23 protein-coding genes are annotated in these 25,903 nt (G+C 35.7%); 15 read left to right on the top strand and 8 right to left on the bottom strand.

What is annotated here, in order from left to right; genetic code table 11:
* Positions 1-30 precede the first annotated feature (30 nt).
* From ABMA70_RS09290 to dnaA, 8 genes are all read right to left on the bottom strand, one after another.
* The gene (locus ABMA70_RS09290) at positions 31-891 is read right to left on the bottom strand and encodes a polysaccharide biosynthesis protein (protein WP_392994001.1); all 861 of its coding nucleotides are present in this window, start codon (positions 889-891) and stop codon (positions 31-33) included.
* Positions 866-1,072, bottom strand: coding sequence for a hypothetical protein (locus ABMA70_RS09285; RefSeq protein ID WP_392994002.1), 207 nt, complete (start codon positions 1,070-1,072; stop codon positions 866-868). Before ABMA70_RS09285 ends, ABMA70_RS09290 begins: the two co-directional genes overlap by 26 nt.
* Positions 1,073-1,927, bottom strand: coding sequence for a tetratricopeptide repeat protein (locus ABMA70_RS09280; RefSeq protein WP_392994005.1), 855 nt, complete (start codon positions 1,925-1,927; stop codon positions 1,073-1,075).
* The gene (gyrA, locus tag ABMA70_RS09275; protein WP_233189727.1) at positions 1,875-4,388 is read right to left on the bottom strand and encodes a DNA gyrase subunit A; all 2,514 of its coding nucleotides are present in this window, start codon (positions 4,386-4,388) and stop codon (positions 1,875-1,877) included. The genes ABMA70_RS09280 and gyrA overlap by 53 nt, the downstream gene beginning before the upstream one ends.
* 9 nt (positions 4,389-4,397) lie before the next feature.
* Positions 4,398-6,860: a DNA topoisomerase (ATP-hydrolyzing) subunit B gene (gene gyrB, locus ABMA70_RS09270; protein ID WP_103218599.1), complete on the bottom strand. Its 2,463-nt coding sequence runs from the start codon at positions 6,858-6,860 to the stop codon at positions 4,398-4,400.
* Positions 6,861-6,924: 64 nt separating this feature from the next.
* Complete coding sequence (gene recF / locus ABMA70_RS09265; protein ID WP_103218600.1) at positions 6,925-8,007, bottom strand: DNA replication/repair protein RecF; 1,083 nt, start codon at positions 8,005-8,007, stop codon at positions 6,925-6,927.
* Between the two features lie 12 nt (positions 8,008-8,019).
* Positions 8,020-9,132 (bottom strand): DNA polymerase III subunit beta, encoded by a 1,113-nt coding sequence (dnaN, locus tag ABMA70_RS09260; RefSeq protein ID WP_103218601.1) that lies wholly within the window; start codon positions 9,130-9,132, stop codon positions 8,020-8,022.
* A 779-nt stretch (positions 9,133-9,911) separates the two neighbouring features.
* Positions 9,912-11,510, bottom strand: coding sequence for a chromosomal replication initiator protein DnaA (gene dnaA / locus ABMA70_RS09255; protein WP_393022183.1), 1,599 nt, complete (start codon positions 11,508-11,510; stop codon positions 9,912-9,914).
* A 273-nt stretch (positions 11,511-11,783) separates the two neighbouring features.
* Here dnaA and rpmH point away from each other — a divergent pair, with 273 nt between their 5' ends.
* The 15 genes from rpmH (at position 11,784) to atpD (ending at position 25,861) form a co-directional block, all read left to right on the top strand.
* The gene (rpmH, locus tag ABMA70_RS09250) at positions 11,784-11,936 is read left to right on the top strand and encodes a 50S ribosomal protein L34 (RefSeq protein ID WP_103218603.1); all 153 of its coding nucleotides are present in this window, start codon (positions 11,784-11,786) and stop codon (positions 11,934-11,936) included.
* Entirely contained in the window at positions 11,936-12,295 is a 360-nt protein-coding gene (rnpA, locus tag ABMA70_RS09245) for a ribonuclease P protein component (protein WP_103218604.1), read from the top strand. Before rpmH ends, rnpA begins: the two co-directional genes overlap by 1 nt.
* Positions 12,296-12,376: 81 nt before the next feature.
* Entirely contained in the window at positions 12,377-13,837 is a 1,461-nt protein-coding gene (gene yidC, locus ABMA70_RS09240; protein WP_392994014.1) for a membrane protein insertase YidC, read from the top strand.
* A gap of 6 nt (positions 13,838-13,843) precedes the next feature.
* Positions 13,844-15,367, top strand: a complete 1,524-nt coding sequence (locus ABMA70_RS09235) for a tRNA modification GTPase (RefSeq protein ID WP_392994016.1) — start codon at positions 13,844-13,846, stop codon at positions 15,365-15,367.
* Between the two features lie 134 nt (positions 15,368-15,501).
* Positions 15,502-17,343, top strand: a complete 1,842-nt coding sequence (gene mnmG, locus ABMA70_RS09230; protein WP_392994019.1) for a tRNA uridine-5-carboxymethylaminomethyl(34) synthesis enzyme MnmG — start codon at positions 15,502-15,504, stop codon at positions 17,341-17,343.
* Positions 17,340-18,005 (top strand): 16S rRNA (guanine(527)-N(7))-methyltransferase RsmG, encoded by a 666-nt coding sequence (locus ABMA70_RS09225; RefSeq protein WP_103218608.1) that lies wholly within the window; start codon positions 17,340-17,342, stop codon positions 18,003-18,005. Before mnmG ends, ABMA70_RS09225 begins: the two co-directional genes overlap by 4 nt.
* A 36-nt stretch (positions 18,006-18,041) precedes the next feature.
* A complete protein-coding gene (locus ABMA70_RS09220) occupies positions 18,042-18,893 on the top strand; it encodes a ParA family protein (protein WP_103218609.1) in 852 nt (283 codons plus the stop codon).
* 16 nt (positions 18,894-18,909) lie between these two features.
* Positions 18,910-19,875 (top strand): ParB/RepB/Spo0J family partition protein, encoded by a 966-nt coding sequence (locus ABMA70_RS09215; protein ID WP_103218610.1) that lies wholly within the window; start codon positions 18,910-18,912, stop codon positions 19,873-19,875.
* A 104-nt stretch (positions 19,876-19,979) separates the two neighbouring features.
* Positions 19,980-20,312, top strand: coding sequence for a polymer-forming cytoskeletal protein (locus ABMA70_RS09210; RefSeq protein ID WP_103218611.1), 333 nt, complete (start codon positions 19,980-19,982; stop codon positions 20,310-20,312).
* Between the two features lie 144 nt (positions 20,313-20,456).
* A complete protein-coding gene (locus ABMA70_RS09205) occupies positions 20,457-20,900 on the top strand; it encodes a hypothetical protein (protein WP_103218612.1) in 444 nt (147 codons plus the stop codon).
* A 24-nt stretch (positions 20,901-20,924) separates the two neighbouring features.
* Entirely contained in the window at positions 20,925-21,452 is a 528-nt protein-coding gene (locus ABMA70_RS09200; RefSeq protein ID WP_103218613.1) for an ATP synthase F0 subunit B, read from the top strand.
* 16 nt (positions 21,453-21,468) lie between these two features.
* Positions 21,469-22,008: an ATP synthase F1 subunit delta gene (gene atpH / locus ABMA70_RS09195; RefSeq protein WP_103218614.1), complete on the top strand. Its 540-nt coding sequence runs from the start codon at positions 21,469-21,471 to the stop codon at positions 22,006-22,008.
* 25 nt (positions 22,009-22,033) lie between these two features.
* The gene (gene atpA, locus ABMA70_RS09190) at positions 22,034-23,542 is read left to right on the top strand and encodes a F0F1 ATP synthase subunit alpha (RefSeq protein WP_103218615.1); all 1,509 of its coding nucleotides are present in this window, start codon (positions 22,034-22,036) and stop codon (positions 23,540-23,542) included.
* Positions 23,543-23,559: 17 nt separating this feature from the next.
* On the top strand, positions 23,560-24,432 hold the full coding sequence (gene atpG, locus ABMA70_RS09185) for an ATP synthase F1 subunit gamma (RefSeq protein ID WP_103218616.1): 873 nt from the start codon (positions 23,560-23,562) through the stop codon (positions 24,430-24,432).
* A gap of 10 nt (positions 24,433-24,442) precedes the next feature.
* On the top strand, positions 24,443-25,861 hold the full coding sequence (gene atpD, locus ABMA70_RS09180) for a F0F1 ATP synthase subunit beta (RefSeq protein WP_103218617.1): 1,419 nt from the start codon (positions 24,443-24,445) through the stop codon (positions 25,859-25,861).
* Positions 25,862-25,903 lie beyond the last annotated feature (42 nt).

The following is a 25,903-nucleotide window of genomic DNA, read 5'->3' as shown; positions in this document are numbered from 1 at the left end:
TACTTAATTTGAGTGCGTCCGTCGATATTTTTATAGGCTCTGGCCATACTCATTATCTCCCAAAAATTTCTCTCGTAATTTCTCACCAATTCTAATGTCACCAATTTTGATTTTTGATTTTGACTTCGTAAAATTAACTATTTTATTGGCTATATCCAAAATTTTTAAAGAAGAATCCTGTTTTAAAAAGTAACGTCCATTTTCAAGTCCTAATGATTTTAAAATGAAATGGCATGCTTCATCACAAGTAATAAAAAATCTCTCCATTTCTTCACTAGTAATAGTAAGGTCTATATTTTCACATGCTTGATTATAAAAAGTTTCAATTACACTTCCAGAGGAGCCTACAATATTACCAAAGCGAAGAACTTTGATAGAAAAATCAGATCCATACTCGAAACATAGCTCTTCTGCAGCAAGTTTGGTTTTTCCCATCACACTTACAGGTTCACAAGCTTTATCTGTAGAGCAAAATATGAAATCATTACATCCATATTTCTTTGCTAAATCTAGCAAATTACGAGTTCCCTCTACATTTGTTCGCCATGCTTGTTTTTCAAGAATTTCAAGCAAAGGAACATGCTTTAACGCCGCTGTATGAAAGATGATATCAAAATGGTATTTTTTAAATATATATTCTAAGTCTTCTTTATAATTTATATCACAAAAATTTTGATTCAATTGGAAGACTCCATACTCATTATTATCAATACCTATGACATCATAATCTGAAAGTATTTCTAATAAATTTGAACCAATTGTGCCAGCAACACCAGTTATAAGAATTTTCTTATTTTTTAAATAATTAAATTCCTTATTAAGATCGAAAGAAAAACGATCCCTTTCTAATAACAAATTCTCTAGATCAGTTCTTATTTTTTTTGAGAGCATAGACAACCATCGAAATTAAAATATTTCCAATTACCGCTAGAAAAATTCCCACGGCCCAGCCTTGAGTAATGATACCCTTTTTTACGAGCTCCCAAAGTCCCCAAGCCGTAACTAAGGCCGTTGAAGGGAGTGACATGGCAAGTGCCATTGGCTTTATCCATTTTGGGTCATAAAGGGCCATCTAACGCTTCCTTGCTACACGACGCTCATATACAGAGTTTAGTCGATCTTGGATAACCTTGTTATTTGGATACTCACCTAAGATTGAATAGTAGAGATCGTAGGCTGTTTGAAGACGCTCCAATGTCTCATAGCAATTGGCCATAAGAAAGATGGCGCGAACTTTTAGGTCACGACGATCTTCACGTTTGATGTATTCACGAAAGTATTGAACAGCGCGGTTCCAATCTTGCGATTCAAAATACATGATTCCAGATTGAAAGAAGCTATCAACGAAGTACTTATGGTTTCCATTATTATGCATAGAAACTAAGTGCTCAGTCGCCTTATCATATTCCTTAAGTTTGATATATGAACGAGCAAGACGAAATTCATATAGATCGTGATTTGAAAGTTTAGGTCTAAAGGCAGAAAGCTTGTTATAAACTTCAGCAGCCTTCGCATAATCATTAATATAAAGAAAAGCGATCTCACCAATTCGTTCTTGTGTTTTTACAAGCCAAACTGGATCTGTCGTAAGTTTTGGAATCTTCTCGTAAAAGGCAATTCCACGATTATATTGTCCAAGAGAGACTGCGTAGAGTTCAGCAATCTGATAATTGATTTTGATTTTAATTTCATCATTTGGCGCCATCTCTAAAATCTTATGATACTGCTTCACTGCCTGAGCGTACTCTTGATTAGAGATATGATTTTGCGCAATTAGGATATCTTTGTGAATTCTTGGCGTGAAATCACAAGAAGACATGAAAAGTCCTAAGACTAAAAAGGCCAGCGCATGGCCGGCCCTTTTAATATTTTGTTTATTCTTCAGAAGTTGATCCATCTTCATCATCTGCTTCAATAATTTTTGCAATTGAAACAACCTTCTCACCTTCTTTAGGCTTAATTAGACGTACACCTTGAGTCGCGCGACCCATTAGAGAAACACCACTTACTTTCGTACGAACAACTTGCCCGCGGTCAGTAATGATCATTAGATCATCTTTGTCAGTAACAGGTTTAATTTGAACAATCTCACCATTCTTATCTGTAAGTCTCATTGCAAGAATACCTTTCCCACCACGAGTTTGCTTACGGTATTGTGAAGATTCAGTACGTTTACCGTACCCATGTTCAGTTACAGATAAGATTTCCATTTGGTCATCAATTAATTCCATACCGATGATTTTTTCTTCATCTGTATTGATGTTGATACCCTTAACACCTTGAGATACACGTCCCATTGGCCTTGCATCGTTAGTATCGAAACGGATAATCTTACCAGCTGAAGAACATAGAAGGATATCTTTTGATCCATCATTAATTCTTACGTTAACAATATGGTCACCGTCTTGCAGTTTAATTGCAATTAGTCCCGATTGCTTAACGTTTGAATATTCTTCAAGAGCTGTCTTCTTAACTAGACCTTTGTTAGTTGCAAAGATTAAGTACTTCTCATTAAGATCCATATCGTGTGGAACACAGATAATTTCTGTTACACGATCACCACTTGGGATTTGGATAAGGTTTGCAATATTGCGTCCCTTAGAAGTTCTAGTTCCTTCAGGAATTTCGTAAACTTTCTTTGAGAATACTTGTCCACGGCTTGTAAAGAATAGAAGCTTATCGTGAGTATTTGCCGTAAAGATATTTGTGAAGAAGTCGTCATCGTTTGCAGCACCCTTAACACCTTTACCACCACGCTTTTGCGCTTTGTAAGTGTCAAGTGGCATACGCTTAACGTAACCTTTGTGAGTGATTGTTACAATCATCTCTTCACTTGCAACAAGATCTTCAATTTGAATTTCGTCTGCTTTAGCAACGATTTCTGTTCTTCTCTCATCACCGTATTTTTCAATTACTTCAGTGAATTCTTCTTTAATGATTGCTTTGATTTTATCTTCAGAACCAAGGATTCCTTCTAAGCGATCAATCTCTTTCATGATTGCTTCGTAGTCAGCAATAATCTTATCTCTTTCTAGACCTGTTAGACGTTGTAGTCTCATGTCTAGAATTGCTTGAGCTTGAATCTCACTTAATGAGAATGTACTCATTAATTTCTCACGAGCATCAGTTGGCCCGTCAGATTTCTTGATCATCTCAACTACTTCATCAATATTTTCAACAGCTACTTTTAAACCTTCTAAGATATGCGCGCGCTCACGTGCTTTCTTAAGTTCGTATACTGTACGACGAATAATGATTTCTCTTCTGTGATCAATGAAACACTCAAGCTGTTCTTTGATGTTTAGAACTTTTGGAGATGAGTTAACAATTGATAAGAAAATAATACCAAATGATGATTGTAGTGCAGTTTGCTTATAAAGCTTATTCATGATTACAGTTGCGATCTCACCTTTTTTAAGGTCGATTACAACACGAATCCCTTCACGAGATGATTCATCACGAAGGTCTGAAATACCAACAAGTGATTTAGAGTTTACAAGTTCAGCAATCTTTTCAATTAGCTTAGCTTTGTTAACTTGGTATGGAAGTTCAGTAATAACAATTCTTTCACGATCTTGTTTCTTACCGTGAATTTCCACATCCATCTTTGCACGCATCTGGATAACACCCTTACCTGTTTTATAAGCAGAGCGAATACCTTCAGTTCCGTGAATTGTTCCAGCAGTTGGAAAGTCTGGACCTGGGATAATCTTCATAATGTCTTCAATCGACATTTCACGATTATCTACAAGCTCAGTAAGAGCCGTCATAACTTCTGTTAAGTTATGTGGAGGAATATTTGTTGCCATACCTACAGCAATACCAGCTGAACCATTAACTAATAAGTTAGGGATTTTTGTTGGAAGAACTGTTGGCTCTTTAAGTGAGTCGTCGTAGTTAGGTTGCCAATCAACTGTTTCTTTATCTAAGTCTTTTAGCATCTCTTCAGAAAGCTTTTGCATTCTGATCTCTGTATACCTCATGGCCGCAGCGTTATCACCGTCAATTGAACCGAAGTTACCTTGACCTTGAACCATTGGATATCTCATTGAGAAATCTTGGGCCATACGTACGATTGTATTATAAACCGCAGAGTCACCGTGTGGGTGATACTTACCAATAACGTCACCAACAACACGGGCAGACTTTAGGAATGGTTTATTATGGTAGTTACCTAGAGAGTGCATTGCATACAGACAACGACGGTGAACAGGTTTCATCCCATCACGTACATCTGGAAGTGCACGACCTACGATTACCGACATTGCGTAATCGAGGTAACAGTTTTTCATTTCATCGCGAATACCAATTTGTTGAATATTCCCGTGGTTATGGTTTCCACCATCACCATTATCATTTTCATTTGTGATATTTGTTTCATCAGTCATAAATTAGTCCTATACGTCCAGATTTCTTACATTAAGTGCGTTTTCTTCAACAAATTGTCTTCTTGGTTCTACTTGGTCACCCATTAGAACAGAGAATACTGAATCTGCTTCAATAGTATCTTCAATCTTTACTTGAAGAAGAGTTCTATTTTCTGGATTCATTGTTGTTTCCCAAAGTTGTTCAGGGTTCATTTCTCCAAGACCCTTATAACGTTGGATGTACGCGCCTTGTTTAGCATCATCGATAATATAAGAAGCAAAACCTCTTAGTGATTCGAATTCTTTTGCATCACCTTTTTCACCTTTAACAATGAACTTACCAATTTTAAATTTATTGATACCATCGTAAAGGTTCATAAGATCTGCGTATTCTGAAGACTCTAGGAAGTATGAGCTAAGTTTAAATTTCTTCGTACGTGCTGTTGTTTTAACATTGATACGAATAAGATTTGATGCATGCTCTTTGTCTTCTTCAATTGAGAATGAGTAATTTCTTAATGTTTCAGACTCTTGAGTTTTAAAGTGTTCATCAAGTTTAGAAACAATACCATCAAGTTTTGAGCGATCTTTAAGATCAGCTGCAGTGATACCAATTTCTTCAATAAGGTGTCTTAATAAGAACGTATCGAAGTGAATATCGTAAGACTTAAGAGTTTTGTCGTATTGAGTGAATTTATTAATAAGACCTTTAGCTGTCTCTTCTTCAATCATTTCACCATTGAAGTTAATTGAAGTTCCTTCAATTGCGTTTGCAACAAGGAATGTCTCAAGTGCTTTTTCGTCTTTTAGATAAATCTCTTTCTTACCTTTCTTGTATTTATATAAAGGTGGTTGAGCGATATAAACATAACCTTGCTCAATCAGCTCAGGGAACTGACGATAAAGAAGAGTTAAAATAAGTGTTCTAATGTGAGAACCATCGACGTCGGCATCTGTCATGATAACTAGTTTGTGGTAACGAAGTTTTGAAATATCAAAGTTACCTTTACCAATACCTGTACCCATCGCTTGAACGATCATCTTAATTTCGGCGTTACCAAGCATTTTATCATAACGAGCTTTTTCAACGTTAAGGATCTTACCTTTAAGAGGAAGAACTGCTTGATACTTACGATCACGTCCCTGCTTTGCAGAACCACCGGCAGAGTCACCCTCTACGATGTAGATTTCAGAAAGAGCTGGATCTTTTTCCTGACAGTCTGCCATTTTACCTGGAAGACCACCCATATCTAGAACTGACTTTCTTCTAGTTAATTCACGAGCACGTCTTGCGGCTTCACGAGCTGCAGCTGCATCAACAGACTTTCTAATAATTGTTTTTGCAGTTTGTGGATTTTCTTCTAAATATCTCTTAAGTGCATCCCCTACTAGAGAGTTAACGATACCTTCTACTTCAGAGTTACCTAGCTTATCTTTTGTTTGACCTTCGAATTGAAGCTCAGGAAGCTTAACAGAAATAATCGCTGTTAAACCTTCTCTCATATCATCACCTGTTAAATTCGTTTTAATTCCTTTAAGCAGGTTATTATCTTTTGCATATGCATTTAGAACACGAGTTAGTGCAGTTTTAAAACCAGAAATGTGAGTCCCCCCACCTGGAGTTGTAATTGCGTTGGCATAACCAGAAAGAACTTCTGAGTATGAATCAGTCCATTGCATTGAGATTTCGACTTCGTAATCTTCTCTTGATTCTGCAATATAGATTGGATCTTTATGTACTACTGTTTTAGCTCTGTTTAGATATTCTACGAACTGAATAAGACCACCCTCGTAGTGGAAAGTTTCATTCTTATCTGTTCTCTCATCTTTAACAACGATCTTAAGACCTTTGTTAAGGAAGGCCATCTCTCTAAAACGATTTGTTAATGTATCGTAATTAAATTCGTGAACTTCAAAAATTTCATTATCTGGTTTGAAAGTAACAGAAGTACCTGTTTGACTTTTATCTTCTAATTCACCAACAACTTTAAGTGGCTCTTTAGTAACACCATGGTTAAATTCAACTTGGTGAATCTTTCCATGCTTTTTAATTTCAACTTTAACCCACTTAGATAGTGCGTTTACAACAGAAGCACCTACACCGTGTAGACCACCTGAAACTTTATAAGCTCCACCTTCTTCGTTAAACTTTCCACCTGCGTGAAGTTTTGTATATACAAGTTCCGCGGCCGATACACCTTCTTTCGGGTGAATATCAACTGGGATCCCTCGCCCATCATCAATAACTGTTACAGAGTTATCAACGTGAATAATAACTTTAATTTCGCTACAATAACCTGCAAGTGCTTCATCGACTGCGTTATCTACAATTTCATATACACAGTGATGTAGACCACGATTGGCAGTATCACCAATATACATCCCTGGTCTTTTTCTTACGGCCTCTAGTCCTTCAAGAACACTAATCTGGCTTGCACCATATTCCTGTCCGACCTTACCAATACTTCCTGCTTGATTTTCTTGATTTTCCAAAAGGAACCTCTCTTCCAATTTCTTGTGTCAGTGTGTTGTTTTAAAAATATAATTTTTTGGAAGACTAGTTAACGGAACCGTTCGAAATATAGATCTTATTTGCGCCATTAATTTTTTCTAATTCTTCCTTAAATTTTTCATTTGCCGTCGTGATTAAAACTTGGAACTCTCGTTGTTCCAAAAATTTAACCAGCCTACCCCATCTCGCCTTGTCTAATTCCCCTGAGACGTCGTCGATAAGTACAATTGGATAGGTGTTAAAGTTATACCTAAATAGCTCTATATAGGCAAATAAGAGGCTCAAATAAGACATTTTTTGTTGGCCTAAAGAACAAAATTCGTAAGCATTCATCCCATCAAAAAGAAGCACGTAGTCATCTTTGTGAACTTGATAAGTCGTATGACCTACAATTAGGTCCTTTTCTAGCCTTTGTTGCATATAATCAAAGATCATCTCTGGCGAAAATCCATGAAAACGAGAATCAACTTCAATTTTAAGTGAATGATCTTCTGAAAAGATGTCACGATATGTATTTTCACAAAACGGAATTAGTTCAGTTACGAATTGATTTCTCATGGCAACTAGCTCATAAGCATAATCGGCCATTTGGCGATCAATTACATTTAACTGCTCACGAAATTGTGATGGTTTCTTAGATAGAAGAATATTTCTAAACTTAAGCGCGGAATTGTACTGATTTAATACTTTCTTATAATCGCGACTAAGCATTGATAAATGATCATCAAACCACTTTCTTCTAAAACTTGGAATATTTGAAAATGAATAAGAATCAAATGGATTGATAAAAACTAACTTTGCATCTAGCTTCTTTTTCGTATTCTTCCCATTAAGTGCCCAGGTAGATCCTTGAGGATTCATCTTTCCACTAAAAGTTACGTTATCACCATCATCGAGAAATAGAGATGAAAATAATATCTCAGGGTTATCCCCATCAATACTTAATAGCTGTGGAAAAGTTGTATTTTTACGAAAAGATTTTCTCGTCACTAGAACGTGTAGAGCTTCTAATATATTTGTTTTTCCATTTCCGTTTTCACCTAGGATACAATTAATATTTCCATTGAAAGAAATTATATCTGGTTCTAGATTTCGAAAATTTGTTACCTGAAGTTTTACAAGTTTCAAAGCGTCTCAGTACTAGATTCTAAGTGGCATGATAATTCCAAGATAATTTTGGATATCATTTGATCTAACGATTACCGCTGAAAATTCATTGTTAAATTCGAAAGTTACATTTTCAGTATTTAAAATTGCAATTGAATCTAATAAGAAACGAGCGTTAAAACCAATTTCAATTTCCTTACCTTCGTAATCAACTGGAATCGTCTCTTTAGCATCACCAAGTGAAGGATGGTTTGCAGAGATCGTCATATGGTTTTCAGTTAGCTTAAGCTTTACTGCATTTGATTTCTCATTAGACATAATTTTAATACGTCTAATAGCGTTTTGAATTACTTCTTTATCAGCTGTTAGTGAGTAAGTAGTCTTAGCTGGAATTACAGCTTGATACTTAGGATACTCTCTAGCAATTAAACGAATACCTAATTGGTATTGCTCATTAGCTGTTACATATAAATATGAGTCATCAACAGAAATAAACAGATTTGCACCTGGATATGTTTCAGCGATTTTTCTAAGTTCTGCTACACCCTTCTTAGGAATAATAATTCCATTAATTAGAGCTTCATTATTTTGTTCAGCAATATCATTTTCGATTAGAGATAAACGATGTCCATCAGTTGAAACAGCTCTTAGCTTCCCTTCTACTTCTTGGAAATAGATTCCGTTAAAGTGAAGTCTTGTTTCATCATTTGAGATTGCATATGAAGTTTTAGTAATTAGATTTAAAAGATCATCTGAATTTAGTGTGAAAGTATTTTCGCTTCCAAAGTGAAGCTTTGGAAATTCATCTGCTTCGTAAATTAAAAGTGAATAATGAATTTCTTCACAATTTATTTTTAGTAGATTTTCACCATCTTCTAACTCGATGTTGATATCTGTGTTAGGAAGTTCTTTTAATATATCAAATAGATTCTTAGCGTTTATACAAAATGAAGCTGTTCCTTCAGTTGATGCATTAATTGAATACTTTGCTGATACCTCAAGATCTGTTGCTGAAAGATATATTTTATCATTGCTAACAGTTAGTAACGTATATGTTAATATTGGTCTTGAATTCTTCTTATCAATTACAGTTAAAATTTTATTTAATGCATCTCTTAAGTTATCTGTATCAACCCTAAGCTTCATCTTTATTCCTATCAGAAAATTATTTGTATTGTTGTATAATGGAAAACACTAGTTAGCAAGGCTGTCTAGAGCATTTAAGTGTTCTTCTTATTATATATATTTATATATATATTATATATAATCCTGTGGATAAGTTCATAAGTGGCAACTCCCCTTTTAACAGCGTCTTTTCTCAATTTGGCCATTGTTAGCAATCGTTGACTACTTTTTTTTGTGCCTTGCATTTATTCGTATATTACTTAAAACGTAACAAATATGTGGTGTTATTAGTTTTTTGCTCACGGCCTATTGTGGATAATTTTTTGGCCAAGAAAATTTCTTTAAATTTTGTTAAATTGGCCAGTCATTTACTCACAATTTACAAACATGTTGATAACTTTTTTATCCACGGCCTTAATTTGTGTCGATAATATTATTAACGGCCGTGAATAAGTTTAGAAATAATATATAAGTATCTATTATTGCAGTATTTATTAATTCACAATTAATTTTCTTGGCCGTGGATTGGCCGTCGTTGGCCGTGAATAACTAACATTTCGTAGGACCAAAAGTGACTAGTCAAATACTGGTGTGAATTTGTCGGCCTAATGACTAGTCAGATTATTAACATTCCACAAATTTTTAGTGAATAGTCTAGGGGATTGGCCACTCAATAATCCACGGCCGACTGGCCAAATGGCCGGCCAATATTGAGGATGTGAAAATATATAAGAAAGGCCGTGAATAACACGGCCTATGTATTGGTTAGTCAGTTGACTAGTCAGTAATTTAGTAGGGGATTATAACGAATTTTCAATCGTCATAATTGTCTTAGAAAGCATTGGATCTTGAGACAATTGTTTTGAAATCTTTTGTTCAGCGTGAACAACAGAGCTGTGATCACGTCCACCAAAGAACTGTCCAATTTCTTCATGTGTTAAGCTTGCAAGTTTACGACATAAGTACATGGCAACAAAGCGTGCATTAGCGATATCTTTTACACGTGATTTAGACTTAAGATCAGCAACTGGAATTTTAAAGTATTGTGAAGTCTGCTTAGCAATTCCTTCAATTGTAATTTTCTTTTCGTCTTCGTAATCTCTAAGTCCTAGAACCTCTTTAACCATTTCTAATTCGATATCAACCTTCATGATATCAGAGTAGGCTGAAAGCTTAATTAGAGCACCCTCAAGCTCTCTAATCGAGTTTTTAACATTACATGCAATCAGGTTCACAATGTCTTCAGAAAGGAATAGGTCGAGATCATCAGCCTTAGCATTAATGATTGCAACACGAGTTTCAATATCTGGTTTTTGAATATCAACGACAAGACCCCATTGAAGGCGAGTCTTAATTCTTTCTTCAAGTCCATTGATCTCTTGTGGAGTTTTATCAGAAGTGAAGATTAGCTGTTTTCCTTTTTGATATAGCTCATTAAAGATATGGAAGAATTCTCTTTGCGTTCCTTCTTTACCTTTAAGTTCATGAACATCATCAATCATTAGAACATCAACTTTATCAGAATATTTTTGACGAAACTCTGGAAGCTGTTTATTGCGAATTGATTCAATCATTTCCTTCATGAAATCACGTGCTGTAATTAAGCAGATAACATAGTGAGGGTATTGATTGTGAATACCATTGGCCATCGCATGTAAGAGGTGAGTCTTACCAAGTCCTGAATTAGAATGAATATAAAGCGACGGATATTTACCAGCTTTACCAGGACTTTTAGCAATCGCTACTGAAGCAGCGTAGGCCATATTATTTGATGGTCCAATAACATAATTTTTAAACGTTTTAGACTTATCAATGACGATATTATTGTAGTCATCACTTACGTGATCAATATACTTAGACTCAACTTGTGAAAGTAGGTCTTCTTGTACAGGCTCTAGATCGAGCGAAAATGAGATTTCATTTGCAGACCTAGGTTTCGCATGACTTGGTTCTATAGGACCATTATTTAAGTGTTGAGATAGGCTAGGTTGAGATAAGTTATTGTTATTATTAGCAATAATCTCGATTTGATACGATTTACCTAACGTATTTACAATACTTTGGCTGATTTGGTTTAAATTCTTCTCGATAAATGACTTAATAAAGTTAGTCGTTGTCGAAAATATCGCTCTTTCACCGTCAATATTCTTAAGACGAAAAAAGTCTCCTTGGAAAAAAGAAGCATATTTTTGTGGATTTACTAATGATTTTAATGAGTTATGAATCTCATTATTCATCATATCTAATTCATCTGCGCTGAAGAAATCATCAGATAGGCTAGATGTATTATAAGACTGGTTTAGGCTTTGTTTAATATTAAATGGATCTTCAATGATATTCTTATTGGCAAGATCTTCTATATTGTTGATTTTATTTGTTGTTGGGTTAGAATTCTTCAAAAATTCATTAAAAGGAAAATTTCCCTGCATGATCCATTCCCTTGAGTGGTTTACTCGTCAATTTTTCTTTAATTACGTGTTGTGGGGAGAATTTGTATCATGGCCCAAAATCCTAGGCCAATAAAAAAATGGGTTTTTTACGCATGGCCAAATAAATCAAATATTTTGGCCTGCACTATGTACAGGGCCATTGACCAGTGATGCGAAATGGTATAATACTAGCCCTTACAATATTAATTTTTAGTTAAACAGTTATAGTTAGGTAGGTTGAAGATGTCTAAAAGAACTTGGCAGCCAAAAAGAAAGAAAAGAATGAGAGTACACGGTTTCCTTAAAAGAATGGAAACAGCTGGTGGTCGCAACGTTATCAAAGCTCGTAGAGCTAAGGGACGTAAGCAACTTACAGTTTCTCACGGTAAGAAATAATGACATCAGTTGATAGCACTTTTGATAAAAGTTCAAGACTGCTATCAACTGAAGATTTTTCTTATTTAAGAAAAAATTCTCAAGTAATCACTGATCGTTGGCTTCGTATTTATTACAAGCCATCACGTCTTAACTCTGAAGTTTCAAGAGTAGGTTTTTCTGTAACTAAAAAAGTCGGTAAAGCTAATAAGCGTAATCTTTGTAAGAGAATTATTAGAGAATTCTTTCGTACAAGTTCGTACCGTAACAACGGTAAGGATTTTATGATTGTGGTTTCTAATCGACTTTTTAAAAGTTCACAAAATCCAAAAGAAGATCTTCGAAATTCCCTTGTGAACGCCTTTGCAAAAATTCAATAAAAGATTAACAACTCCTTTATAGCGTGTTAAAAATCTCCATACTTAAAGACTTAAGAAAATACACTTTAGGAGTATTAAAGAATGAATAATGATCAAAAACGCACTGTTTTAGCGTTTGTTCTTACTGGTGTTATTGTTTTCACATGGCAAGCACTTTTCAGTTCAAACCAACCTGTACAACAACCAGTAAAACAAGAACAAGTACAAACACAAAACGCATCTTCTAATTCATCTGAAACGAAGCCAATTGCAACACACTCGAATAAAGCAACAAACCTGACGTCTGTTACTCTTAAATCAGGATCATTTTTCTATACAGTTAATAGTGATCTTTCTTTTAGTGAAGCAGCTGGTAATAAAACTTCAATGACTTTAAAAGAGCTTTCAGACAAGGATAACTTTTTTAATTTCAAGTTAATCGATACTAATAATAATCTACAAAACTTTAACTTTGTATTCGATGAACAAACAGTTGAAAACGAAGTAGTAGGTAATGATCTTAATAAGCAAATTTCGATTCGTTTAAAATTAGAAAATGATGGCCGTTTAACTTATGAATTAAATGGAGCTCAGGATTTTAGACTTTCATACAATATGGCAGCTACTGAAAAGCAATCTGATAACAGAACTTATCGTCAGTATGTTGTTCAAGGTATGGATACTGATCGTTACAACTTAGAATCAGATGAGAAAGGTGAGGGGAACTTAAAATGGGTTGCTCTTGATTTCAATCATCACGTTTTCTTCAACGTTTTTAATGATAAGCAAACAATCAATTATATGGCCACTGAAGGCGGAGAGATCTTCTTTCAAGCTGTTAATGGAAAGAAAAACTATAATGGTTATATTCTTTATGCTCTTAAAAATTATGATTACCTATTAGGATTTGATAATCAATTAGATCTATCAATCGACTTTGGTATCTTTGGAATTTTTGCAGTTCCAATTCTAAAAGCAATGCAAGTTCTCTACACATATGTAGGTAACTACGGTGTTGCAATTATTCTTTTAACAATTGTAATTCGTCTTGCAACTTATCCATTACAAGCTAAGTCTTTTAGATCAATGAAGAAGATGCAAGTTCTTCAACCAGAGATTGCAAAGCTAAAAGAAAAGTATGCTGACGATCCAATGAAGCAACAAAAAGAAACAATGGAATTATTTAAAAGATCAGGTGCTTCACCTTTAGGTGGATGTCTTCCAATGGTTCTTCAAATTCCAATCTTTATTGCTTTCTACCAAGCTATTTCAAACTCTGTTGAGTTAGTTGGTTCTCCATTTTACTTTTGGTTAACTGACCTTAGTGCAAAAGATCCATATTACATTCTTCCAGCAATTATGGGGATTACAATGCTAGTGCAAACTAAGCTAAATCCTTCGACATCTGCTGATCCTAATCAACAGAAGATTATGTATATTATGCCGATCGTTTTCATTTTTATTATGAAAGATCTTCCAGCAGGTTTAAATCTGTATTTTACAGTTTCAAACATCCTGGGAATTGCACAACAACTTTACGTTTATAAAACAGCAGAAGCTTAATAAACCATGATATACGAAACGGATGACCTTCCTATTGTCGCTTGCTCGACTGGCCTAAATGAGAATACGGCCATAGGGGTTATCCGTTTATCTGGTTTTTCCGACATTGGTTCTATAGGACCATTTTTCAAAAAAGATTTATCAAATCTCGAAATTCGCAAGGCCACTTTTATAAAGTTATACGACCAGGATGAAAACTTTCTTGATGAGGTCGTTATTACTTATTTTAAGGGCCCGCATAGTTATAATGGTGAAAATATACTAGAGATTGCGGCACACGGTAATACGCTTAATTTAAAGCGTATAATGAATGCATTCATTAACTCCGGTATGTTTCGTTTAGCAAAGAATGGTGAATTCACTTATCGAGCACTAAAGAATAAGAAGCTTTCCCTTGCACAGGTCGAAGGACTTGATGCACTTTTAAATGCTTCTTCTTCTCTAATGCTTGATGAAGGACTTAAACTATTAAATGGTAGCCTTTATCAAAAATACACTGATCTCTACGACAAGTTTTTAAAACTAAAAGCTGCTGTTGAAATCAATATTGATTTTGCAGAAGACGTAGGGGAGGAGCAATCTCAGAAATTACTTGATGATGCTGTTGCAGATATCAGTGGCCATATAACTTCACTTCATAAAAGTGCAAGTGTTAATGCTAAGAGCTTAATGTCTCCAGATATTGTTCTTTGTGGTGAACCTAATGCAGGTAAGAGTTCTCTCTTTAATTTATTCTTAAATGAATCACGCTCAATAGTTTCAGACATAGCAGGAACAACTCGCGATTATATCTCAGAATATATTAGTCTAGGTAATGAAACCTTCAAACTCGTTGATACAGCAGGTCTACGTAATACGACAGATGTAATTGAAGAAGAAGGGATCAAAAGAAGTCGCAATTTAATAGAAGGAGCATTCTATAAAATTCTTCTGATCAATATTAATGAAGTTGAAAAATACCAATACCACGATATTAAAGAGACACTTTTTGATGCTTTAATCTTTACTCATTTTGATGAATTTAATGGTGAGATTAACTTAAAAGATTTACAAGAGAATCTTCCAAAAGCTATTAAATACTATAGTGCAGACACTTCAAAAGGTGAGGGAAGTCTTGTTGAAATAAGTGGTCCTATCGGACCAGATTCAGAAAGTGGTTCTATAGAACCACAAGAATCAAAACTTGGTCCTATGGGGGCAAGTCTAGAAAATGGTCCTATAGAACCACAAATAAAAACTGGTCCTATAGAACCAGTTCATATAACTGACTTAATTACTCAGGATATTTTATCTAAGTATATGAAATTACGTAACAGTGACCCCATTTCTATTGAAAGACATCGTGTCGTAATCAATGATATTTATGGGAAATTTACTGATTTTTCCAATAATATCAAGCACTTAGATGATATAGCTATCATTTCATCCGAAGTTTCTATCCTAGAAAAGAAAACTGCAGAACTAATCGGAATCATTAGCCCTGACGATACACTTACACATATCTTTACCAACTTCTGCATAGGTAAATAATATATAAACCATTGATTTTTCTGAAAAATTAGCTTAAATGTTCCACGTAGAACATTATTATTACAATTGCGCACAATTGTTCCACATGGAACATTAATAGCAGAAAGTTCCACGTGGAACAAAATGAGAAACATATGTTTGATGTAACAATTATTGGTGGGGGACATGCTGGACTAGAAGCTGCTTGGGCCGCCGCTCAGTTTGACCTAAAAGTAGCAATCGTTACTATGCCTGGTGTAAGTATAGCATCAGCTCCATGTAATCCAGCAGTTGGTGGAGTGGGTAAGGGTCAGGTTGTAAGAGAGATAGATGCCTTAGGTGGCATCATGGGGAAGCTTGCTGACAGAAGCGCTATTCAATATCGAACTCTTAATGAATCTAAAGGTTATGCTGTACAGTCAACTCGTGTACAGATTGATAAAGAAGTATATGCTAGAAATGCAGAGGCGGAAGTAGCTGCTAACGATAATATTACTGTTATTCGTGAAATGGTGGAGAGAGTAAGTAAAGATCAGGACTCTTTTCTCATTAAGACAACTGAAGGCGAGTATCTCTCAAAGAAGATTGTAGTTACTACTGGTACTTTTTTAGCAGGTAAAATGCACACTGGAGAAGAACAATCTGACGGTGGTCGTGTAGATTGTCTTAAAGCTGATTCTCTTGAGAATATCTTTGTAGGTGTAACAGCACTTAAAACTAGATTTAAAACAGGAACTCCTGCTCGTTTAAAGAGAGATACCATCGATTTTTCTAAAATGGTGGAGCAAGAAAGTGATCCTACAGCAGTAAACTTTCATTTTAATCACGGATTAACTGAACGATTTGTGGATCAGGTTTCATGTCACCTTACTAAGACCAATGAAAAGACTCTTGGAATTATTCGCGACAATAAAGAGAGAAGCCCTATATTTAACGGACAGATTAAGGGTGTTGGGCCTAGATATTGTCCATCTATTGAAGATAAAGCTTATCGCTATGAAGATAAGGACGTGCACCACGTATTTGTTGAACCAGAATCACTGGAGCTGGATACATTTTATCCAAATGGTATCTCTACATCACTTCCACGTGAGATACAGCTAGACTTTATCCGCACTATTGAAGGATTAGAAAAGGCAGAGATTGCAGTATATGGTTACGCTGTTGAATACGATGTTGTCGATACAACATGCTTGGATAGAACATTACAATCGAAGGAAATGCCTGGATTATATTTTGCTGGTCAGGTAAACGGTACTTCAGGTTATGAAGAAGCTGCAGGACAAGGTTTAATAGCTGGTATTAATGCAGCTCGATCTGCTATTGGCGCAGATAAGTTTATATTGGATCGCGATGATTCATATATTGGTGTAATGGTAGAAGATCTTGTTTCGAATAAGAGAGATGAGCCTTATCGATTATTTACTGCACGTAACGAAAACCGTCTTTATGTACGTGAGGATAATACTATTCTACGTATGAAGAAATATCGCCAAGAATTAGGTTTGTATGCAGATATAGATCGCTATCAAGACAGCTATGAGCAGGGCTTTAACATTATCTGGCATATCGCTAAGAATTATACATATAAAGCTAATCCAAAGAATAAGGAATACTTTGAGTCGAAGGGCTATGGACCACTGAGTTCAAATATTACCTTGGCCGAATTGTCTAAGAGAGCACACTTGAATCCGGTGGATGTCTTGGTGGCAGAGTTGGCTGAGAATAATCTTCAGTTTGATTTAAATGTTATTCGTACAGTAGCTATCTCACTAAAGTACGAAGGCTATATTGATCGTGCTCTAGTTGAAAATGCTAAAATCAACAGACTTAGTAAGAAGCCTGTGGATTGGCAGAAACTAGTTGCTAGTGAGAATATCTCATTTGAGTGCAGACAACGTATTACAGAAATAAAGCCTGAAAGTTTTGGGCAGTTACAAAGAATAGTAGGAATTAGGCCAGCTACCTTAGCATATGTAGCAGGAAATATATTATGATGAAAGATACAGTATTTTGTGAACGCTACCTTGAGCAAATCAATGGGCCGTTTGCTGGAATTAACCTTACAAGAATTAATACAGCAGAAGAGTTCTTCGATAAGCAATATGTAGACAGTGTTAAACCTATTGAAGACATTCCTTCTTTGAAGAAGATCTATGATCAAACTAAGATACATGTAGATATTGGTTTCGGTGGAGGATTTCCTTTATTACCATTAGCAAGCTTGAATCCTGATAAGAAATATATTGGTTTTGAAGCAAGAGGTAAGAAGTCCAAAGTTGTTAATCAAATTGCAGAAGCAATTGGTCTTGATAATGTAAAGACATACCACCAAAGATTTGAGCATGTATATTTTGATCGTGACTGTACGATAACATTCAAAGCTGTTTCAACAATACAAAACCTTCTTCCTCTTATTATTACAGATAAGACTGTAAATGTGATCTTTTATAAGGGTCCAAACTTCTACGAATTAGAAGACCTGGACTGGCTTGGTAACAAGTGGGAGATAGTAGAAGAAACATTGATCGATATTCCTAATACTGAGGGGCGTATGATGATTGCTCTTCGTAATAAGAATGTTCTACGTGGAACAGAAATCACTAGTTTTAGAAAAAATAAAAATAAACAACTTGTCACTTTGTCTTCATTTCTTTAAAAATATAGTAACAACTATATCTTTTGGGAGACATAAATGGCTAAAATTATTGCACTCATGAATCAGAAGGGTGGTGTTGGTAAAACAACAACTACAATTAACCTTGCTGCCTGCCTTGCAGTAGCCGAGAAAAAAACTCTGGTAATTGACTTAGACCCTCAGGGTAATGGTAGTGTGAGTTTAGGGCTTGATTCAGCGCAGCATAATGGAAGCAATATCTATCATGCAATGATTGGTAAAACAGATATTCGTGAATGTATTTACGAAACAGAATTACCTAATCTACATATCTGTCCTTCTGATAACAATTTATCGGGAGCAGAGATTGAACTAGTAAGTGAATTTGCAAGAGAGTCGAAATTAAAGACTGCATTCATGCCTGTTATGGACGCTTACGATTATATTCTAATTGATTGTCCACCTTCTCTTGGTCTTTTAACTGTGAACGCATTAAATGCTGCTCATAGCTTTATCGTACCGATGCAAACTGAATACCTTGCAATGGAAGGTCTGGCCCAACTAGTAAACACTGTAAAATTAATTAAAGCGAATTTAAATCCTACATTAGAAATGGACGGAATCGTCCTTACTATGTTTGATGGAAGAGCGTCTCTTCACAAGCAAGTTGCAGAAGAGATTAGAAGGCACTTTGGCGAAAAAGTATTTCAATCGGTAATACCTAGAAATGTAAAACTCGCCGAGTGTCCATCTTTTGGTAAACCAATTATCCTTTACGATATTGAATCAAAAGGTTCTGAAGCTTACTTATCACTAGCTAAGGAACTTATTATTAAAGATCGTGCACAATCAGTAGAAATTCAAAATGAGCTACCACAAGTTCCATCGGTTAATGAAATCGATAATACTTTAGCTGGTAACATTCAATAGGTAAGGGGAAGAGAGAATGGCTAAGAAAATGGCATTAGGAAAAGGAATGGGATCTTTACTTGGAGGAACACAAAATTCTTCACAAGTATCAAAAGCTCAAGCAGCTTTTTCTGATCTACAAAAAGTTGCAGCAGATAATCCGGCAGCAGCTAAACCAGCACTTAATACAACTCCTGCTGTACAAGTAGAAACGAATCCTTCAATGCTTGATATTACTGTAATTCATGCAAACCCAAACCAACCAAGAAAAATCTTTAAAGAAGAAGAGCTTCATGAGCTTTCAAACTCAATTAAAGAAAATGGCGTTATTCAACCACTAATCGTTGTTAAGGCCGATAATGGATATGAACTTGTTGCAGGTGAAAGAAGACTTCGTGCTTCTAAACTAGCAGGTCTTACTCAAGTTCCTGTCGTAATAAAGAGAGCAACTGATCGTGAAAAAATGGTTATGTCGATCATTGAAAACGTTCAAAGATCAGATCTTAACTGTGTAGAAGAAGCTCTTGCTTACTTTGCACTAATGGAAGACTTCAACTTAACTCAAGAAGAAGTTGCAAAAAAAGTTGGTAAGGAAAGATCTACAATTGCTAACTTCCTACGTATTCTTAAGCTTCCACGTGATGTAGTAGAATTAATTCAAAAGGATCAGCTTTCATTTGGGCATGCAAAAATTCTTGCTAGTATCAAAGAGAGAGAAGATTGTATTCGTATTGCAAATAAAGCAGCTCTTGATAATCTATCTGTTCGTGAAACTGAAAAATTAATTAAAGCAGCTAAGAGACCAACAAAAGTTGGCAAAGAAGATGATAACTTCGACTTTTTTAATGGAAAAATGTCTCAATATAGAGAAAAATTAGAACAAAAAACTGGTTATCATTTCGGGATTAAAACAAATAAAAACGGTGGTGGAGAAGTTGTACTGAAATTCTCTAATGAAGCCGAATTTAATGATATTTTTGAATACTTACTTTTAAATAGATAATGTTTTTATTGGTCCTATGGGACCAGTCTTTATGGCCGGTCCTATAGAACCATTTTTCAAATCAAATATGGTCCTATAGAACCAGCCACGGAAAGGGTAGATTTATGACACAAGGAACAATGGCAGCGATTATCGAAGATGGTTGTAAGCTCGAAGGAAATATTACACTAAACGGTGTAGGGCGTATTGCGGGAATTGTGAACGGAACTATTTTTTCAAATGACACGGTAATTATTTCCGAGGCCGCTGTAATTAATGCAGACATTATTGCTGATGTAATTATGATTAGTGGAATCGTTAAGGGCGACATCAAAGCGACTTCTCGCGTCGAAATTATTAAGCCTGCTCGCTTCGAGGGGACTATCACTACACCTTCGCTTATTGTGGAAGACGGCGTTATTTTCCATGGTACAACGAAGATGCATGACGAGAAATAATTAAATAAATTTGATTATTTACAACTTAATTAAATGTTAACAAACATTCAGAAAAAAGCTGTTTAGCTTGACGATAGGCCAGATAAAGTTTAATTATTAGTGAACTTTTAACCAATCTTATTACACAATTTGGGGTAGTCACTAATGGATACTATCAATACAGTATTAAACTCTCTAGGTATCAACTCTACATTTTTCATTCAATTGGCCATCGTTACAGTTCTTTATTTTGTAACAAGAAACTTAATCTGGTCTAAACTTCAAGAAGTTCTTGAAAACCGTGAAGCAAAAACTACTAAAATGGAATCAGGTGCTGATGAAAAAACTCGTCTTGCAACTGAATTAGAGAAAGAATACAAGTCTAAAATTGAAGGCGCACAATCTGAAGCTTTTAATTTAATTCAAAATAGAAAAGAAGAAGTTACTAAGCGTGAAGCTGTTAAAGTTAAAGAACTTGCTAATAAGCTTGAAGCTGAAGCTAATTCTGAAAAGGCAAAATACTCTCAAGAGTTAGAAGAGAAGAAAGTTGCAATCATGAAAGATGCTGATGAACTTTCATCACTTCTAGTTGATAAAATTGTACAGTAGTCATTAAAATTATAAGGATAATAAATGAAATTATTATTAGCTCTAGTTTTTAGTAATATCGTATTTGCAGCTGGTGGTGAATACCACGGTGGTCACTTATCTGACCTACTTGTTCCTGCAATTAACTTCACAATTGTATTTGGTTTTATGGCATGGAAGATTATTCCATTCATGAAAAATTCATTTGTAGAAAAAGCAGATTCTATTAAGGATCTTGTTGAGTATGCAGCTGAAAAAGATGCAAAAGCAGAAAAAGTATTATCAGCTTCAAAAGCTAAGCTAGATAATATTGAAGGTGAGAAAGAACAAATCATCACTAATGCAAAAAAAGATGGTGAAAAGTTCGAAGAAACTTATGTTCAAGAAATCAAAGCATCAATGGAAAAAATGGAAGTAGATTCTGCACACAAGTTAGAATCTGAAAAGAAGATGATGCTTAAACAACTTAATGAATCGCTATTAGATGAAGTTATTTCTAAAACGAAAACTAAAATTCATTCTGATAGTTCATTATCAAATAAAGCAACAAGCAATTTAATTTCAAGACTATAGTTCTAGGGTTAGTAAGATGAAAGAAAAGAATGTAGCCAAAGCGTATGCAAAAGCGATTTTCAGCCTAGGTAAAGAGTCTAATATTAATACAGCACAAGAGCTTACTGCTCTTACAGAAGTAATCAATGCAAGTAATGATCTAGAAAACGTAATGTTTTTAGATGTATTTACTGTTGAGGAAAAAGCTTCTGTTATAAGTGACGTATTAACAAAGTTAGGGCTTTCTCAAGTTGTAAAATCATTTATTAATTTCCTACTTCAAGAAAAGAGAATTGGAATTCTTCCACTCATCTTTAAAGAAGTAATCGTTATGGATGATCATGAAAGAGGTTTCATGAGAGGAACAATTGAAGGTAATGCAGATTCAATTGATACAGAGTCACTTAATAAGATTAAATCTTTTATTAAGTCACAACTTGGATCAGAGCCTGAGTTAACTTATACAAAAAACGAAAAAATTACAGCAGGTGTTCGTGTGACAGTTGAAGACTATCAAATCGATGCATCTGTAGATAAACAACTTAATACTTTAAAAGAATCAATTATAAATGGCTAATGGCCAATTATTGTAGAGGTAAATGATGTCAATGAATCCAGAAGAAATTACGAGCATTATCAAAGACAGAATTGCTAACTTCGAAACTAAACTTCAAGTAGACGAAGTAGGTACAGTTCTTACTGTTGGTGATGGTGTTGCTAGAGTTTTCGGTCTTAAAAACGTAATGGCCGGAGAGCTTGTAGAATTTGCTACAGGTACAAAAGGTATGGTTCTAAACCTAGAAACTAACAACGTTGGTGTTGCTATTCTTGGTGATGATCCAAAAATCACAGAAGGTTCAACAGTTAAAAGAACTCAAAAGATCGTTGAAGTACCAGTAGGTGACGCTCTTTTAGGTCGTGTTGTTGATGCTATTGGTAATCCAATCGACGGACAAGGTGAAATCGTTTCTGAACACTCAAGACGTGTTGAAATTAAAGCTCCAGGTATTCTAGGTAGAAAATCTGTACATGAGCCACTTCAAACAGGTATTAAAGCTATCGACGCTATGATCCCAATCGGACGTGGTCAACGTGAGCTTATCATTGGTGACAGAAAGACAGGTAAAACTGCTGTTGCAATCGATACAATCATCAACCAAAAAGGTAAAGATGTTGTATGTATCTACGTAGCTATTGGTCAAAAGAACTCAACAGTACGTCAAGTACAACAAAAACTAAAAGAAGCTGGTGCTCTTGATTATACAATCATCGTATCTGCTACTGCTTCTAACTCTGCACCTCTTCAGTACCTAGCACCATATACTGGTTGTACAATGGGTGAGTACTACAGAGATAGCGGTAAGCACGCACTAATCGTTTATGATGATTTAACAAAGCAAGCACAAGCATATCGTCAGCTTTCACTACTTCTTAGACGTCCACCAGGACGTGAAGCATTCCCAGGGGACGTTTTCTACTGTCACTCAAGACTACTTGAGCGTGCGGCGAAACTATCTGATGACCTAGGAGCTGGTTCACTAACTGCACTTCCAGTTATTGAAACTCAAGAAGGTGACGTTTCTGCATATATTCCAACAAACGTAATCTCGATTACAGATGGTCAGATCTTCCTAGAAGGTGACCTTTTCAACTCAGGTATCCGTCCAGCTGTTAACGTTGGTATTTCGGTATCACGTGTTGGTGGTTCTGCTCAGATTAAAGCAATGAAAAAAGTTGCTGGTACATTAAGACTTGATCTTGCTCAGTACCGTGAACTTCAAGCTTTCGCGGCTTTCGGTTCAGATCTAGACGAAGCTACTCAAAAACAACTTTCAAAAGGTGAGAGACTTGTTGAGCTACTTAAGCAAGCACAATATTCTCCATTTGATGTAATCGACCAAACTGTATCTGTATACGCTGGTACAAAAGGTATGTTCGATTCAGTACCTGTTGATAGAGTAAGAGATGCTGAAAAAGATCTTCTAGATCACCTAAATACTTCTCACTCAGATCTTATGAGTTCACTAAGATCAGAGAAACAAATCTCTGGTGAGAATGATGGTAAATTAGCAACTGCAATTAAAGAATTTATTGCAAGTAAGAACTACTAATTAATTGAGGAGCCATAATGGCAAATATTAAGGATCTTAAAAAGAAAATCAAAAGTACTAAGGGTACTTTAAAGATTACGGAAGCTATGAAACTTGTTTCAGCTGCAAAGCTAAACAAGGCTCAGAATGCTATTCTGAATGCGCGTCCTTATGCAAATGAATTAGAAGATTCAATTAAAACAATTTCTGCTTTAGTAGAAGGTTACAATCACTCTTTCTTAAATAATAACGAATCTAAGAAAGAAGTACTTCTTGTAATCTCTTCGAATAAAGGTCTTTGTGGTGGTTATAACTCTGGTCTTGCAAAAGCTGTTAAGGCTTATATTGCAAACCATGAAGATACAAACAACCTTGAAGTGCACTTTATTGGTACTAAGGTAAAAGAACTTGTTGTGAAACTTGTTAACGCTGGTGAATCATACGGTTTTGAAAGAACTGAACCACAATTTCATGAAGTTCAAACGATTGCTAATAAGCTTTCAGAACTTTTTGCAACTGGTGAAGTAGGAAAGGTAAGTGTTGCTTACAACATTTTCCATTCTGCAATTCAAATCGAGCCAACAGTTAAACAAGTACTTCCAATGACTCTTGATTCATCTGAAAGAGATGAGCTAAAGGAAAAGTATCCGTTTGATTTCAGATACAACCCTGGTGCGGAAAGTATTTTAGATGGCCTAATCCCAGAGGCGTACACGAGTGCAATGTGGACTGCAGTATTAGATGCTACAGCAGCAGAGCACGGATCACGTATGTCAGCAATGGATAGTGCCGTTGGAAACTGTAAAGATGCAATTAGAACACTAACTATTAAAATGAATAAATTGAGACAAGCGGCGATTACAACTGAACTTATTGAAGTTGTATCTGGTGCTGAGTCCCTCAATGGTTAAGGAGCGTAGAATGTCACAAGCAAAAGGTGTTATTCGTCAAGTTATGGGTCCTGTTGTAGACGTTGAATTTGCTGATGGAAATTTACCGGAAATCTATAACGCCCTTTTAGTTACAAACTCAACAATCAACGACAAAGAAAATAACCTTGTTCTTGAAGTTGCAACTCACCTAGGTGATAACGTTGTTAGAACGATCGCTATGGACCAAACTGAAGGTCTATCAAGAGGTTTAGTTGTATCTGACACTGGTGCTCCAATTCAAGCACCTGTAGGTCGTGAATGTCTTGGTCGTATCATCAACGTAGTTGGTGAAGCGATTGATGAAGCTGGTGAATTAGGTAATAAAAAATCTTACTCAATCCACAGAGAAGCTCCATCATTTGAAAATCAATCAACAAAACTTGAGCCATTCTTTACTGGTATTAAAGTTATTGACCTTCTTGCTCCATACTTAAAAGGTGGAAAGATTGGTCTATTCGGTGGTGCTGGTGTTGGTAAAACAGTTCTTATTATGGAACTTATCAACAACATTGCTACTCAACACGGTGGTTTCTCTGTATTCGCTGGTGTTGGTGAAAGAACTCGTGAAGGAAACGACCTTTACGAAGAAATGAAAGAGTCTGGGGTTATCGATAAAACTGCACTGGTATACGGTCAGATGAACGAGCCACCAGGTGCACGTGCTCGTGTTGCTCTTACTGGTCTTTCTCTAGCGGAATACTTCCGTGATGAAGAAAAACAAGACGTACTATTCTTCGTTGATAATATCTTCCGTTTTACTCAAGCTGGTTCAGAGGTATCTGCACTACTTGGACGTATTCCATCTGCCGTAGGTTACCAACCAACTCTTGGTACTGAGATGGGTGCTATGCAGGAGCGTATTACTTCAACTAAAGATGGTTCGATTACTTCTATCCAAGCTGTATACGTACCTGCCGATGACTATACTGACCCGGCTCCAGCAACTACATTCGCTCACTTAGATGCGACTACTGAACTTTCACGTTCAATTGCTGAAAAAGGTATCTACCCAGCGGTAGACCCACTAACATCATCTTCAACAATTCTATCTCCAGCTATCCTTGGTGACGATCACTATGATACTGCTCGTTCAGTTCAACAGATCCTTCAAAGATATAAAGAGCTTCAAGATATCATCGCGATTCTTGGTATGGACGAACTTTCTGAAGAAGATAAAATTCTAGTTGGTCGTGCAAGAAAGATTGAGAAATTCCTTTCTCAACCATTCTTCGTTGCTGAGCAGTTTACAGGTATCCCAGGTCAATTCGTTGATATCAACGATACGATCAAAGCATTCAAAGCTATCCTAGCTGGTGAGTGTGATGAAGTTCCTGAGCAAGCTTTCTACCTTGTTGGTAACCTAAACATGGTATATGAAAAGTGGGAACAACTTAAGAAGGATGCTTAATAAGTAGCAAGTTCCATGGGGTAACCCATGGAACTACGCAAA

Source organism: Halobacteriovorax sp. XZX-3 (genome assembly GCF_043196495.1).
Classification (GTDB): domain Bacteria; phylum Bdellovibrionota; class Bacteriovoracia; order Bacteriovoracales; family Bacteriovoracaceae; genus Halobacteriovorax_A.
The sequence above is the reverse complement of the archived record's forward strand: the minus strand, read 5'-3'. Positions and strand labels throughout refer to the sequence as shown.

Coding starts and splice junctions, on each gene's coding strand:
- ABMA70_RS09290 (WP_392994001.1), bottom strand. CDS start 891: ATGCTCTCAAAAAAAATAAGAACTGATCTAGAGAATTTGTTATTAGAA.
- ABMA70_RS09285 (WP_392994002.1), bottom strand. CDS start 1,072: ATGGCCCTTTATGACCCAAAATGGATAAAGCCAATGGCACTTGCCATG.
- gyrA (WP_233189727.1), bottom strand. CDS start 4,388: ATGACTGATGAAACAAATATCACAAATGAAAATGATAATGGTGATGGT.
- dnaN (WP_103218601.1), bottom strand. CDS start 9,132: ATGAAGCTTAGGGTTGATACAGATAACTTAAGAGATGCATTAAATAAA.
- rpmH (WP_103218603.1), top strand. CDS start 11,784: ATGTCTAAAAGAACTTGGCAGCCAAAAAGAAAGAAAAGAATGAGAGTA.
- rnpA (WP_103218604.1), top strand. CDS start 11,936: ATGACATCAGTTGATAGCACTTTTGATAAAAGTTCAAGACTGCTATCA.
- yidC (WP_392994014.1), top strand. CDS start 12,377: ATGAATAATGATCAAAAACGCACTGTTTTAGCGTTTGTTCTTACTGGT.
- ABMA70_RS09235 (WP_392994016.1), top strand. CDS start 13,844: ATGATATACGAAACGGATGACCTTCCTATTGTCGCTTGCTCGACTGGC.
- mnmG (WP_392994019.1), top strand. CDS start 15,502: ATGTTTGATGTAACAATTATTGGTGGGGGACATGCTGGACTAGAAGCT.
- ABMA70_RS09225 (WP_103218608.1), top strand. CDS start 17,340: ATGATGAAAGATACAGTATTTTGTGAACGCTACCTTGAGCAAATCAAT.
- ABMA70_RS09220 (WP_103218609.1), top strand. CDS start 18,042: ATGGCTAAAATTATTGCACTCATGAATCAGAAGGGTGGTGTTGGTAAA.
- ABMA70_RS09215 (WP_103218610.1), top strand. CDS start 18,910: ATGGCTAAGAAAATGGCATTAGGAAAAGGAATGGGATCTTTACTTGGA.
- ABMA70_RS09210 (WP_103218611.1), top strand. CDS start 19,980: ATGACACAAGGAACAATGGCAGCGATTATCGAAGATGGTTGTAAGCTC.
- ABMA70_RS09205 (WP_103218612.1), top strand. CDS start 20,457: ATGGATACTATCAATACAGTATTAAACTCTCTAGGTATCAACTCTACA.
- ABMA70_RS09200 (WP_103218613.1), top strand. CDS start 20,925: ATGAAATTATTATTAGCTCTAGTTTTTAGTAATATCGTATTTGCAGCT.
- atpH (WP_103218614.1), top strand. CDS start 21,469: ATGAAAGAAAAGAATGTAGCCAAAGCGTATGCAAAAGCGATTTTCAGC.
- atpA (WP_103218615.1), top strand. CDS start 22,034: ATGTCAATGAATCCAGAAGAAATTACGAGCATTATCAAAGACAGAATT.
- atpG (WP_103218616.1), top strand. CDS start 23,560: ATGGCAAATATTAAGGATCTTAAAAAGAAAATCAAAAGTACTAAGGGT.
- atpD (WP_103218617.1), top strand. CDS start 24,443: ATGTCACAAGCAAAAGGTGTTATTCGTCAAGTTATGGGTCCTGTTGTA.